The sequence below is a fragment of the Ruegeria sp. HKCCSP346 genome (assembly GCF_017872595.1).
Classification (GTDB): Bacteria; Pseudomonadota; Alphaproteobacteria; order Rhodobacterales; family Rhodobacteraceae; genus Ruegeria.
The window spans coordinates 1-13,868 of the sequence record NZ_JAEDOT010000006.1; the positions used below are offsets into that span (position 1 = coordinate 1).

The window sequence follows — 13,868 nt, forward strand, 5'->3', positions numbered from 1 at the left end:
GAGAAGCGCAGATTTTGATCGAAGAATGGAGGAAACACTACAACACAAAACGCCCTCACAGTGCTCTGGGATATAAACCGCCGGCCCCGGAAACCATCGTTCAAATGGACCAAAGGCCGGTCATGCACTGACAATCAACTTGGACCACACAAGTGGGGCTGATCACCTGAGCTTGTTTGTTTGCTGAACTGGCCGCTACTCAGGTCTTTGCCCGCGGAAATCACTCCGGATGGTGCCGAGGCGTAGGGAACCCACACCAGTCGAGCCAAGGATGCGGGCAGGCCGGTGGGCTAGGGGCAGGCAATCAAATTACCGGCCCAACGCAGCCGGTGGCAAATCAGTTGCCACCTCGAGGAACGCCGCAAACGCCCACGTCCGTCACAGTCCCGGTCCTTGCACCGGGCGCGGTCCCGAACGCAATTCCCGGTCAGGTGCCAACGCCGATCGTAGCGCCGACACTAGCTCCGCCATTAGTGCCAAACCCGACACCAAACCGGGTTCCGACAGCCGTTCCCAATCTGGTTCCGCCGTTGGCTACCGGACCGACTGCTGTGCCGCCGCAAGTTCCGACTGCAACTCCCAATCAAGTTCCGATAGCTGTCCCAGGCCAGGTTCCGCCTCAACCCAATGTGCCGCCCCTGGTGCCAACAGCAACACCCAACCAAATAACAGTCGCTGTTCCTGGTCAGGTTCCGCCTCAACCTAACGGTCAAACTGCTGTGCCACCGCTCGTCCCAACCGCGACTCCCAATCAGGTTCCCACAGCGGTTCCTGGTCAGGTTCCACAGTTGACTCCAAAACCTACCGCAACTCATATGGCCGTCCCAGGACATCCGAAACCACAAGGCGTAGTGACAGTTATGCGCCCAAAGCCAAGGCCGACAACCGGTACTGTCCAGCCAACTGGCACAACACAAGTTACCCACCATTTGACCCACCAAAGCAATTCAAAGAAACACGATCATGTCGCAGCAACACCTGGACGGCATGACCCGCACGACTTACCCAGGTTCCGCGACGCAGCGGCAAAGGAAAACTGGGAATGCGTTGCCAGCGGATTTGGACAGCGCCGTTACGATGCAGGGCGTGGTGTGTTGCTGAACAACGGAGCGTTGCGGCACCTCGGAAACGTGGACGCTATGGCTCGGGATGTACCAGCACGGCATCCAAAACACTCTGGGTGCATTATTTCGGTTAAACGAAAACAGCGCTGAAGCTTGTCTGGCAGCTATCGCTCGGACAATGATGTTAATCGACCAATAGTTCGTCCAAAATCGTCTGATTTGTTGGAGCTTGTACTGCCCTTATTCCCCTAGCACTAACGTTGGCTGACGTAGCACAACACTGCTCAGTACCTAAGTTTTTTCAAATAGGCCAACAATCTATAGTGCCGCACTTCCAAGATGGGCCTCCGGCTATCTGGGCCGGTCTGGTTAGGCGAGCAAAAGCATGAACGGCATCTTTGCAAAGTCAGATTTCTGCGCATTGCTGTCATGGGGGTATCGATCAGCATCGGTCAAAGTGGGCTCGAACCGAACCACTGCCGCGGTGCGATCGTAGGTCTGGTCTGAATTGGCGAACGGCAAGTGCCGCCCGCCAACATGGTTCAAATGTCGATTTGCTCGGCAATGCTCAACGCATCTTCAAGTTCGACACCAAGATATCTGACAGTGCTGTCAACCTTTGTGTGCCCAAGCAGGAGTTGAACTGCCCTGAGATTTCCGGTTTTGCGGTAGATTTCCGCTGCTTTGGTCCGGCGCAGCGAATGGGTGCCGTATCCGCTGGGCTCCAGCCCAATCGCGGCCACCCAATCCCTCACAAGCCGGCCATATTGGCGTGTTGAGATATGCGGGCGGTCATGAAACCTGCTGGGAAATATGAAATGGCAGCCGAGCATCTCCGGTGACTTGATCCATGCGGCAATGGTATCCCGCGTGTTTTCAGAAAGTTCAAACTGAAAAGGCCGCTTGGTTTTGCTCCGGATCACGGACACGCGTTCGCGAACGCGATCATCCTTTACCAGGTCGGCGACGGCCAGTTTCACCAAATCGCATCCGCGAAGCTTGCTATCAATGGCCGCACTGAACAGCGCAAGATCGCGCAGGTTGCCCGCCAGCTAGAGCCGCGCGCGGATCGCCCAGACCTGTTTCGGCCAAAGCGGCCATTTCTGGCCGATGATCCGGCCCTTGTGCCAGGCTCTTCGTTTCGGGGTGACAGCGGGAAGTTGGACTCTTGGCATTGTGCGCCCTCCAATCCTCCCGCCAAACCCTGACTATGCACAGCGCTGGCGCCTCAGTTTGCTGGTGGTTTGAATGGCCGTTATAAGCTTGCTGTTTCATTGGCGAACGCCGCAGACGCATTGGGCAGTAGAGAGCCCAAAGCAGAATTACTTAATCTATACACTTTGCATTTGCAGCCAGCGAATTATTCTGCCTGCCAGTTGTGCGATCGGGTCTCCTCATTTAGCGTGTTTGCGAACGCCGTCCGAATTTACGCACCTGCGTGAAAAGCTTCGGGCAATTCAATTTATCATTCGATCGAGGCGCCAAGTGAGCAAATTGCAAAACTTCAATTTGATGGCTTTGGTCGCTGCACTCCTTTTTCCTGCTCCGGGAGGTGCTCCTCTGCTCGCGCAGGAGGCACCAGCGGAGACATACACTCTGGAGGCTGATGTGATCTACGGCGCGGGCCTCGTGACGAAGGACGGGACGCAAGTATCGCGAGATCTGTGGATGGACGTCTACTATCCCCCCGAAAATGCTACCGAGCCACGGCCAGCTGTGATCCTTACTTTCGGCGGGGCTTTCCATCGCGGCAGTCCACGTCTGACATTTCAATCCGGAGGTGCGCAGGACACCTCGATGGGCAACTATTGCCGCCGATTTGCTGCAAGAGGTTATACCTGCTTTGCGATTGATTACCGGCTTACAACGGAACGCCCGGTGCTGTCCGGCGAGGGCTACCAAGAAGACTGGATAGATCCTGAAAGTCTGTTACCGCTTTTACCTCAAGCCAATTACATTCGGGGGACGATGAACCTGCCGCCGATAGATTTCGCGATTCCGGATCAAAAAAAGACAATGGTTGATGGCGTAGTCGCCGCCGCTGAAGACCTGCGCACAGCCGTTTTACACATTCGCAAGGCAGCCGGGACATACCAGATCGATCCAAACCGTATCGTTCTGGGAGGTTTTTCAGCAGGCGCGGTGACGTCCTGGAACGTCGCTTATGGCATGGGCGTCCCCGTTGCAGGTGTCTTTTTACTTTCCGGAACCGATGCGGGCTTTGACGTGAAAAAGACCGTGACATCGACCTCAGTAACACCACCGACTTTGATGTTTATGGGGCAATATGATCTTCCTGGCGCGCTATCCTCTGTGCCTGAACTCATCCAGCATTATGAAAAAGTCGGCGTTGACTATGAGTTCGCATGGGTTCCCGGGTTTGGCCATTTTTACCCTGCTGGTGCTGCCAGTCTGGGCGGCGATGCGGTGAGTGTGTCGATAGAAGGTCGGATTGCAGCCTTCCTTGACCGCTCCTTTGCCGATGATCGCTGAAGTGCGGCTTGCACATTCGCCTTCGGCAGTTTCTGCTAGTGACTGTATTTACAGCGCATACCAAAGAGAACTTTGCAACGCTCTTCAGGCAGTAGAGCACTTTGCGACGGTTATTTGCTTCAATCTTCATAACTATTTCGACGCTTTGACAAATCAGAGGCAAAGTACCGACGACCACTTCATTCAGAAGTGCCGACAGCGTTGCGAACCAGCACACTTTACTTTCGATTGGAGGATTCAATGATCCGTAAAAGCGTCTGGCTGTCTGTAGCCGCTTTGCTGCTTTTTTCAGCCGCCAAATCTGGCAACGCTGATCAGGTGTTTGGATACGAAACTGAGCTCGATGTTGTTTACGGGACAGGAAAAATCGCGCCTGATGGTATTCAGACAGAGCGGGAACTGCGGATGGACGTCTATTCACCCTCTGCTGCCAACGCGGACTACACCAAGGCTGCGTCAGTTTCAGACGGCCCGCATCCGGCGGTAATATACGTGCATGGTGGCGCGCATCACCGCGGTGGAAGACGTATAGAACCCTTTCGGCTAGAGGCCGCTGTGCACTCGCGCCCGGAAGATTATGCGCGGTTGCTTGCGCCGCTTGGCTACGTTGTTTTTGTTATCGAGTATCGGCTTGCCACCGAATACCCTGAGCCTGCTTTAGCGCCGGGGGAAGGGAACCTGATTGCCGATGTTGACGCCTACATCACGCCGCAGGTGTTTGAGGCGACAGTTCGGGCTCGGAATGCAATGGGATTGCCACGGCTAGAGAACAGCCCCGAAGACAGGCTTTATCTGTGGAAAGCCGGGCTGGCTGGTGCGGAAGATGCCAACCTCGCCCTCGAATTTGTCATTGAGAACGCGGAGCGCTTCAATATCGATCCTGAGCGCATTGCAATGGGCGGGCATTCGGCCGGTGGCGGAATTACACTCAACGTCGGAATTGGTATGGACGCCCCACTTGCCGCGATTTTTCCGCTGTCCGGGCCGAACATTCTCTTCGAGCATGAGGCGGTGATGGACCACCCTGATTTGCCACCCACACTACTGGCGTACTCTCAATTCGACGAACACACGCAGTTAAGTGACCTGCCAGGAGTTGTGTCGCTTTTGAGGGAAGCCGGTGTGGAATACTCACTGTCATGGGTTCCGGGATTTGCCCATTTTTATCCGCACAATGCTGTATCGCTGGGTGACGATGGCACTCGAATGTCTTTGGGAGACCGGATCATATCATTCCTTGATGTGCACTTGGGTTCAAAGTAAGGGTCCCCCGGCATCTACAAAAACCGAAAGCATTCACGAGTTCAGACGAACTTCAGCAATTTCGGATTTCCGCAAACGAGTGAATGACGAGAACGGCAGCAAAGTCCCGCTCCTAGTGAATTCGGCGTCTGTTCCTCGCTGCGGTCAACATGAATGACTGGTCCTTCCGCTGCGCGGCGGCACCGAAATTCACGCGCATGCAGCATTTCTGGTGCTGCGTGCGCACGTACCAAGAAATTCGAATTTACAAGTTGGGCTCGAACCTGACAGTGAAGTACCGGTGATCTTGGAGTCACCGGCACATTGTAGCCTTTCACTGCGCGGGATGTGTCGGCAGGTTCGGCATCGCGACCCATCCGGGCAGTTCGTCCGGCGAAACTGAAACATGTAGGCGTTCTGACGGGTCCTGCCCGACCTTGCGATGCTTTCGCAGCAGGAAAATCTTACCCCAGCCGCGCCATGTGCCAACCGACGGAGCATGGGGATCAATGGGAAACCGATCGCGCCAGCCGTCGGGCAAAGGCAGACCGTGCAATTCCGCCTTGTCCAGCATCCAGATCAGGGAAATGTTGCTCAGCGGCCGCGCCTCTTCGTAGCCGTTCAATTGGCCACCTATGTCGCCATGGGTTCCGCGGAACCAGACCTGCTCCACATGGCCCTTGAACTCGGGCGTGCAGGTCCACAGAACTGGTTCGAACACTTCGCGCGTCTCATCCAGCGCCAAAGCGTGATACCCGTGGCGGGTGACCGGGCCCAGCTGATGGTTGTGAAAGGCGTGCTTCTCTTCGGCCCTACGCCACAGCAGCGGCAAACGCAAACCCAGCGCCTTGACCGTGTCCCAGACGCCGACCATCTCGATCTCGACCCCTTCGTGGCAGAAACGTCGGCGGAATTCGCTGGCGGCGATGCCCTCTGGATTGCATTCATAGTGGCGATACGCTTGCAGTATGTTTCGTTCAGTGGCGTGTTCCGCCTTGAGCAGGCCGATCATGTCGATCACGCCGGCCAGGCTGCGCACGCCATAGGCACCGCGCGAATAACCGATGAAAAAGATCTTGTCGCCCGGCTTGTAGCGGGACGCCAAATACCCATAGGCGCGACGGATCTGGCGGTTGATGCCCCTGCCCATCATCACGTCCAGCGAGGACTTCCAGCTTTCCCACTGCACGCCTGCCTCGTAGAACACCGAAACCTTGCTGCCCATCTCGCAGCACAGGCGAAATGTCTGACCGGCGTGGGTTTCAAACCCCGGTTCCAGAGTGGACATGGTGCCATCAAGGATGATGACATGGCTGATCGGTTCGCGGTGCCGCGTCTCGGCGGAATGCTCGGACCGCAAAGGGCGCCCGAGCCATCCCAGAACCTTTCTACTCAGCCGCGACAGATTCATGCGTCAGCAATTCCCATACTTTGTGAGGTGTGAAAGGCATGTCCGCCTGCCGCACCCCATTATCCCAGAGCGCATCCTGAACCGCGTTTGCCACAGCGGCTAGCGCGCCCACGGTGCCAGCCTCGCCACACCCTTTCATCCCCATCGGGTTCGAGGTTGACGGAACCGGCGCCGAGGTAAACTTAATCATGGGTATGTCGGTTGCACGGGGCAAGGCGTAATCCATAAACGAAGCCGTGAGCAGTTGCCCATGTGCATCGTGCACGACATGTTCCGTCAGCGCCTGGCCGATACCCTGCACCACCCCGCCATGCACCTGCCCTTCTGCCAGCAACGGATTAATAAGATTACCAAAATCGTCAACCACGGTGTACCGGTCCACCCAGGTTTCGCCGGTGCAAGAATCGATCACGACTTCGGCAACATGCGCGCCGTTCGGATAGCTGCGCGCATCCAGGTTTGCGCGGGCCTCATGTTGCAGCAGATCCGTTCGACCATCGGCACGCGCCATCTCGGCAGCTTCGGTCAGGGTCGGCGTCAGGTTGGAGCCCGGCGCTCGGAATGTCTCGTGGTCAAAATGCACATCACTGTCCTCGACCCCCATCTTATCGGCTAGATAAGGCGTGAATGCGGCGATCATCTTGTCAATCGTGGCCAGGGTGGCCGTGCTTTGCACCGTGACCGAGCGGGACCCGCCAGTGCCGCCGCCATGGGCAAGCCGGTCGGTATCGCCCTGAATGACGGTGATCTTGTCCATGGGGATACCCGTCTGATCTGACAGGAACTGGGCGTAGACCGTCTCATGCCCCTGCCCGTTCGATTGTGTGCCGACGTAAAGATTCACCGTTCCATCCTCGCAAAACGCGACCTTCGCGTTTTCGGAAGGGTCCCCCAAAATGCTTTCGATATAGTAACAGAGACCCTGCCCCCGGATCAGACCGCGTTCGGCATCCGCAGCTTTTCGGGCCTCGAACCCGGTGGTCTGGTCGGCCGCACGGGTGAGGACCATGTCGAAATCGCCGACATCATAAGTTTCGCCAGTGGAAGTGGTGTAGGGGAAATCGGCGGAGCGGATGAAATTCCTGCGCCGCAGTTCCCACGGGTCAACGCCCAGTTCGCGCGCGGCGCGGTCCATCGCGCGTTCAAGCACGTAAATCGCCTCGGGGCGGCCCGCACCGCGATACGCATCCACCTGCGTCGTGTTCGTATAAAAGCCTTCGACCCGCAAATAGGTGGTCTGGACGTCATAGACACCCATCAGCACTTTGCTGAACAGGCTGGTCTGGATCGCCTGACCGAAGTGGCTGTTGTATGCGCCAAGGTTCACCTTGCTGTGGACGCGGTAGGCGGTGATCTTGTGATCGGCGTCGAAGGCCAGCTCGGCCAGCGAGGTCAGGTCGCGGCCATGGTGATCGGAAAGCATCGCCTCGGACCGGTCGGACATCCAGTGCACCGGCTGACCCAGCTTCATCGCCGCCGCGGAAACGCAGAAATATTCGGGGTATGGCATCACTTTCATACCGAAACCACCACCCACATCCGGGGTCGTGACGCGTATGTTGTCCGCATCCAGTTTCAGTTTTTGCGCCAGTTGGGCCTTCATCGCCCAAACGCCCTGACCTCCGTAAGAGAAATGCAGGCGCCCCTCGGACCAGTTCGCCTGACATCCGCGCGGCTCCAGCGAACTAATGATGACCCTGTTGTCGGCGACGTTCAGCGACACCGTATGCGCGGCCGCCTGAAAGGCAGCCTGGGTCGCGGTTTCGTCGCCCAGCCCCCAATCGAAAGCACGGTTCTCGGGCGCTTCCGCGTGCAGGATCTCACCGCCTGCCTTCACGTCCAGCTTGGCAGGGCGCTCTTCCGTGTCCATCCAAATCAACTCGACCGCGTCCTGCGCTTGTGCCAGCGTATCCGCGATAACAACCGCCACCGGCTCGCCCACGAAACGCACGCGATCCCTGGCCAGCATGTGCCGATCGGGCGCAGCGGCCTTCGATCCATCGCGGTTTTGTAAAACGGCAGCGTTTAGCACCGTGTCGATGCCCGAAGCTGCCAGATCGTCCAGCGTCATGACCAGCCGAACGCCGTCGGCAGCCCGTGCGGCCTCGACATCCAGAGACGTGATGTCACCATGCGCCACCGGGCTGCGGAAGAATGCGGCAAACAAAGCGTTCCCGGGCACCGCATCATCCATGTAACGCCCCTGCCCGGTCAGGAACCGTTGATCCTCGGTCCGTTTCACCGGCTGGCTTCTGCCGAACTTTTCCATGGGTGGCCCTCCTGCGCGGTCTCAGGGGCGAGCCTAGCCCGCGACCAGGCGATGTCCAGCGGAGTTCACTGAAATTCGTTTGCGCGCAAAGGATGTTCGGCTAGCCTTGGGCCATGAGCTGGACGCATGATACCGTTTTTCCCTTCTCTGCCCCGATGACCAGCGGGCAGTCGACCACACATGACGTTTATGTCGGCGGTGAAGGCCCACCGATCCTGATCCTTCAGGAACTGCCAGGGATCGGGCCCGAAACGCTGGCGTTGTCCGCCAAGCTCAACGCATCCGGCTTTCGCGTCTACCTGCCTCATTTGTTTGGAACATATGGCAAGGTTGAAATGGCCAAAAACATGGCCCGGTTGTTCTGCGTGCGGCGCGAGTTCAACATTTTCGCCCGCGGCAGGCAGAGCCCAATTGCAGGATGGATGCGCGCCCTGACCCGTGAGATCAAGCAACGCGAAAACAGCGCCGGTGTGGGCGTCATCGGCATGTGCCTGACCGGCAGTTTCGCCCTGACCCTCATGGCCGAAGACGCCGTTCTGGGCGGAATAGCCAGCCAACCTGCGCTGCCGATCCTCGGGGGCCGCCATCTGCATATGAGCGCTGAAGACATCGGCGCGGCCTCTGCGGGTATGGCCGCGAAAGGCCCCGGTCTGGCGATGCGGTACTCCGAAGACAAGCTTGCACCAAAGAAACTGATGCAGGCGCTTGAACAGGCATTCGGCAATCTGCTGGAAACCGTCGAATATCCCGGCAAGGATCATTCGCTGCTGACGCTGGATTTCCATGAACCCGCCTATCAACGCGTTGACGCCTATTTCAAAGCACGCTTTGGCGTGGCTTAGGCGCACTAGGCCTTCCCCTTGCCGCGCGCATTCGCTATTGCAGGCGCTGACCCGAATTTGTTGACGCAGGACGCATCCCATGGCGATGGAAAAGACATTCAACGCGGCCGAGGCCGAGGCCCGGATCTACAAGGCCTGGGAACAGGCCGGAGCCTTCAAGGCAGGCGCGAACCGTTCGCGCGAGGAAAGCTTTACCATCATGATCCCGCCGCCCAACGTGACGGGCGCGCTGCATGTGGGCCATGCGTTCAACAACACCCTTCAGGACATCCTGATCCGCTGGCACCGCATGCGTGGCTTTGACACGTTGTGGCAGCCCGGCCAGGACCACGCCGGCATCGCAACCCAGATGCAGGTCGAAAAGATGCTGGCCGCCACGCAACAACCCAGCCGCAACGAATTGGGCCGCGAAAAGTTTCTGGAGAAAGTCTGGGAATGGAAGGGTGAATACGGCGGCACCATCATCGAGCAGCTGAAACGCCTCGGCTCCTCCTGCGACTGGTCGCGCAACGCCTTTACCATGGCCGGTGCAGCGGGCGACCCGCGCACGGGCCATGAAAACAGCCCCAACTTCCACGACGCGGTCATCAAGGTTTTTGTCGACATGTACGACAAGGGCCTGATCTACCGCGGCAAGCGGCTGGTCAACTGGGATCCGCATTTCGAAACCGCGATCTCGGACCTCGAGGTCGAGAATATCGAGGTCGCCGGCCACATGTGGCACTTCAAGTACCCGCTGGCCGGGGGTGAGACGTACACTTACGTTGAAAAAGACGAGGACGGGAACGTCATCCTTGAGGAAGAGCGGGATTACATTTCCATCGCCACGACCCGCCCCGAGACCATGCTGGGCGACGGCGCGGTCGCGGTGCACCCCTCGGACGAACGCTATGCGCCGATCGTCGGCAAGCTGTGCGAAATCCCGGTTGGACCGAAAGAGCATCGCCGCCAGATCCCGATCATCACCGACGACTACCCCGACCCCGATTTCGGCTCGGGCGCGGTGAAGATCACCGGCGCGCATGACTTCAATGACAACATGGTCGCCAAGCGCGGCGGCATTCCGATGTACCGCCTGATGGACACCAAGGGCGCGATGCGGGCCGATGGGGCCCCTTATGCCGAAGAGGCAGGCAAGGCGCAGGACTATGCGCGTGGGCGCGCGTTCACCGAGAACGAGATCGACGCGATCAATCTGGTGCCGGATCATCTGCGTGGCCTCGACCGGTTCGAAGCGCGGGCCAAGGTGGTGGAAGAGATCACCGCCGATGGTCTGGCCGTGATGGCCCGCGCGGATGATCCGCGCCTGGGATCAACCGCGTTGAAGCCGGATCAGGAAGGCGCCGACACGCTGGTTCCGCTGGTCGAGAGCAAACCGATCATGCAGCCCTTCGGCGACCGGTCGAAGGTGGTGATCGAGCCGATGTTCACCGATCAGTGGTTCGTCGATGCCGCCAAGGTCGTCGGCCCTGCGCTGGACGCGGTCAAGGACGGCACGGTCAAGATCATCCCCGAGTCGGGCGAGAAGACCTATTACCACTGGCTGGAAAATATCGAACCCTGGTGCATCAGCCGCCAACTGTGGTGGGGGCATCAGATTCCGGTTTGGTATGGTCTAGACCTGTCCGCAGAAGACTTCATTGACGACGAGAATGATGGCGACCTTGATCTGGTTGAATTGGGTCGTTTGCTGAACGAAGGCGGCATGCTGCATCGTGGCAATGTCATGGAATGTGCCGCGAGCTTCGAGGCCGTTACCGAAAAGTTCCTGGACGACAATGCGGACATTCCCAGCCCTCTGAGCCACGCGACCGTGATCGAAGTCGCCGACAAGCAGGAGGCGATCCATCGGTTCGCCGAAAGCCTGGCGCAGTACGCCGTTGAACAGGATCCGACCAAGCTGGTTTACCCGGTGTGGCGCGACCCTGACGTGCTGGACACGTGGTTCTCCTCCGGCCTGTGGCCCATCGGCACGCTGGGCTGGCCCGAACAGACCGAAGAGTTGCAGCGCTACTTCCCCACGGACGTTCTGATCACTGGCTTTGACATCCTGTTCTTCTGGGTCGCCCGGATGATGATGATGCAGCTGGCCGTGGTCGATCAGATCCCGTTCCACACCGTCTATCTGCACCAGCTCGTCCGCGACGAGAAGGGCAAGAAGATGTCCAAGACCACCGGCAACGTCATCGACCCGCTGGAGATTGTGGACGAGTTCGGTGCCGACGCGCTGCGCTTTACCAACGCGTCGATGGCGGCGATTGGCGGGGTGCTGAAACTGTCCCGCGAACGCATCACCGGTTATCGCAACTTTGGCACCAAGCTGTGGAACGCCGTCCGCTTTGCCGAGATGAACGAGGTTTTCACCGACGCCGTGCCGCAATTGGATGCGGCCGATCTGAAGCCCAAAGCCGCCGTGAACCGCTGGATCATCGGCGAAACTGCCCGCGTGCGCGAAGAGGTCGACGCGGCGCTGGACAGCTACCGCTTCAACGACGCGGCGAACGGGCTTTATGCCTTTGTCTGGGGCAAGGTCTGTGACTGGTATGTGGAACTGTCCAAACCTCTGCTGCAAGGCGATGACGCCGAGGCCCAGGCTGAAACCCGCGCCACCATGCGCTGGGTTCTGGATCAGTGCCTGGTCCTGCTGCACCCGATCATGCCATTCATCACCGAGGAGCTGTGGGGCCTGACCGGCACCCGCGCCAAGATGCTGGTGCATGCCGACTGGCCGACCTATGCCGCCGCCGAACTGGTTGATGCCGCCGCGGATCGCGAAATGAACTGGGTGATCTCGGTGATCGAGAACACCCGTTCGGCCCGCGCCCAGATGCGCGTTCCGGCCGGTCTGTACGTGCCGATGCTGGTGACCGAGATCGACGCCCACGGCCAGGCCGCCTGGGACCGGAACGAGGCGCTGATCAAGCGACTGGCCCGGATCGACAGCCTGACCAAAGCCGACACGCTGCCCAAGGGCACCATCTCTATCGCGGCGCCCGGAGCGTCCTTTGGCCTGCCGCTGGCGGATATCATCGACATCGGAGCGGAAAAGGAACGGCTGGAAAAGGCCAAGGGCAAGCTGGCCAAGGAACTTGGTGGCCTGCGCGGGCGTCTGAACAACCCGAAATTCGTGGCCTCGGCCCCTGCAGAGGTCGTGGAAGAGGCCAAAGCCAACCTCGCCGCCCGCGAAGAGGAAGAAGCGAAACTGAACGAGGCGCTGGCCCGACTGACCGAAATCGCCTGATCTTCATCTTTTCCCAAATACTCAAATCCGGAACCCCGCCGCGACCACAACGGCGGGGTTTTCTTTTGCACGTTCAGACCTTGCCCGACCCTGCCCCTGCTTGTTAGCAATCAGCGAACACATTTCCCCGAGGCCGTCATGACGCACAAAGCCCCACCGTTCCAGACAGTCTCGACCGGGCTGGTTGTGGCAATCGTCGGCTTTTTCAGCTCTTTCCCGATTGTATTGCAAGGGTTGGCGGCGATGGGCGCGTCCCCGGCGCAGGCGGCGTCCGGATTGATGATGGCGGCGATCGCCATGGGCCTGACCGCCATCGTGCTGAGCCTGTGGTACCGACAGCCGATCAGCGTGGCCTGGTCCACGCCGGGTGCGGCCCTGCTGGCGGTTTCCGCCACACCTGCACTGGGGTTTGCCGAAGCGACAGGCGCGTTCCTTTGTGCAGGGGCTTTGACCGTGTTGGCCGGGCTGTGGCGACCATTGGGGCGAATGGCTGCGGCGATACCGACGACCCTGGCGCAGGCCATGTTGGGGGGCGTGTTGCTGCCGCTTTGCATATTGCCCTTTCAGGCAGCGGTTGACCTGCCATGGCAAGCCTTGCCGGTAATTCTGACATGGTTCATCGCCGGCCGGATCAACCGCCTGTTTGCCGTTCCGGCTGCGGTCGTAGCAGCGGCAGCCGTCGTCGTTCTGAACGCCGGGGACGCGTCGCTGACGCCGACGCAATGGATCGCGGCTCCGGTCTGGACCACGCCCAGCTTCTCTGCGGCTTCGGTCATCGGGATTGCCGTGCCGCTGTTCATCGTCACGATGGCGACCCAGAACATCCCCGGCATCGCGGTGATCCGCAGCTTTGGCTATGCGCCGCAGACCGGCAAGCTGTTCTCGTCCGTGGGTATTTCCAGCATCTTGTCTTCTCCGTTCGGTGCCCCCGCCACCTGCCTTGCGGCGATCACCGCTGCGATGTGCGCGAACGAGGACAGCCACCCCGACCCCACGCAACGCTATTGGTCTGCCGTGATGGGCGGATTGTTCTATTGCCTGTTCGGGGTGTTCGCCGTGGCGATTACCGGGTTCGCCGTTCATGCCGATCCACTGTTGATGGGCACGCTGACCGGTGTCGCGCTGATCGGGGTAATGGCCAATGCCACTTCCGCCGCGCTGGAAGTTCCGGCCGAGCGCGAAGCGGCCATCCTGACCTTTGCCATCACTGCATCCGGCATTACCGCGTTCGGGCTTGGCGCGGCCGTCTGGGGCTTGCTGGCAGGCGGGATGGCCTATCTTGTGAAACAACACTTTCGGTAAAACG

Annotated in this window: 9 protein-coding genes; 6 read left to right on the top strand and 3 right to left on the bottom strand. The window is 59.2% G+C overall.

Annotation, left to right across the window (positions count from 1 at the left end; all coding sequences use genetic code 11):
• A partial coding sequence (locus tag I9185_RS15425; protein ID WP_210093585.1) for an integrase core domain-containing protein occupies positions 1 to 131 on the top strand: 131 nt, incomplete at its 5' end.
• A gap of 1,475 nt (positions 132 to 1,606) precedes the next feature.
• On the opposite strand, the gene I9185_RS15430 is transcribed toward I9185_RS15425, so the two are convergent.
• Positions 1,607 to 2,116 carry a tyrosine-type recombinase/integrase gene (locus I9185_RS15430; RefSeq protein ID WP_245223607.1) on the bottom strand — a complete coding sequence of 170 codons (510 nt, stop codon included), beginning with the start codon at positions 2,114 to 2,116 and terminating at the stop codon, positions 1,607 to 1,609.
• A gap of 196 nt (positions 2,117 to 2,312) precedes the next feature.
• Here I9185_RS15430 and I9185_RS15435 point away from each other — a divergent pair, with 196 nt between their 5' ends.
• Positions 2,313 to 3,557, top strand: coding sequence for an alpha/beta hydrolase (locus I9185_RS15435; protein WP_210093502.1), 1,245 nt, complete (start codon positions 2,313 to 2,315; stop codon positions 3,555 to 3,557).
• Between the two features lie 240 nt (positions 3,558 to 3,797).
• Positions 3,798 to 4,820, top strand: a complete 1,023-nt coding sequence (locus tag I9185_RS15440) for an alpha/beta hydrolase (RefSeq protein ID WP_171636939.1) — start codon at positions 3,798 to 3,800, stop codon at positions 4,818 to 4,820.
• Positions 4,821 to 5,133: 313 nt separating this feature from the next.
• Here I9185_RS15440 and I9185_RS15445 read toward each other — a convergent pair whose 3' ends face one another.
• Together I9185_RS15445 and I9185_RS15450 are read right to left on the bottom strand one after the other, a co-directional pair.
• Positions 5,134 to 6,210, bottom strand: a complete 1,077-nt coding sequence (locus I9185_RS15445; protein ID WP_171724407.1) for a DUF2235 domain-containing protein — start codon at positions 6,208 to 6,210, stop codon at positions 5,134 to 5,136.
• Positions 6,188 to 8,479 carry a xanthine dehydrogenase family protein molybdopterin-binding subunit gene (locus I9185_RS15450; RefSeq protein WP_210093503.1) on the bottom strand — a complete coding sequence of 764 codons (2,292 nt, stop codon included), beginning with the start codon at positions 8,477 to 8,479 and terminating at the stop codon, positions 6,188 to 6,190. Before I9185_RS15450 ends, I9185_RS15445 begins: the two co-directional genes overlap by 23 nt.
• Before the next feature lie 113 nt (positions 8,480 to 8,592).
• Between I9185_RS15450 and I9185_RS15455 the strand changes: the two genes are divergently transcribed.
• The 3 genes from I9185_RS15455 (at position 8,593) to I9185_RS15465 (ending at position 13,864) form a co-directional block, all read left to right on the top strand.
• On the top strand, positions 8,593 to 9,321 hold the full coding sequence (locus tag I9185_RS15455; RefSeq protein WP_210093504.1) for a dienelactone hydrolase family protein: 729 nt from the start codon (positions 8,593 to 8,595) through the stop codon (positions 9,319 to 9,321).
• 79 nt (positions 9,322 to 9,400) lie between these two features.
• Positions 9,401 to 12,562, top strand: a complete 3,162-nt coding sequence (locus I9185_RS15460; RefSeq protein ID WP_210093505.1) for a valine--tRNA ligase — start codon at positions 9,401 to 9,403, stop codon at positions 12,560 to 12,562.
• 138 nt (positions 12,563 to 12,700) lie between these two features.
• Entirely contained in the window at positions 12,701 to 13,864 is a 1,164-nt protein-coding gene (locus I9185_RS15465; RefSeq protein WP_210093506.1) for a benzoate/H(+) symporter BenE family transporter, read from the top strand.
• Positions 13,865 to 13,868: the final 4 nt, after the last annotated feature.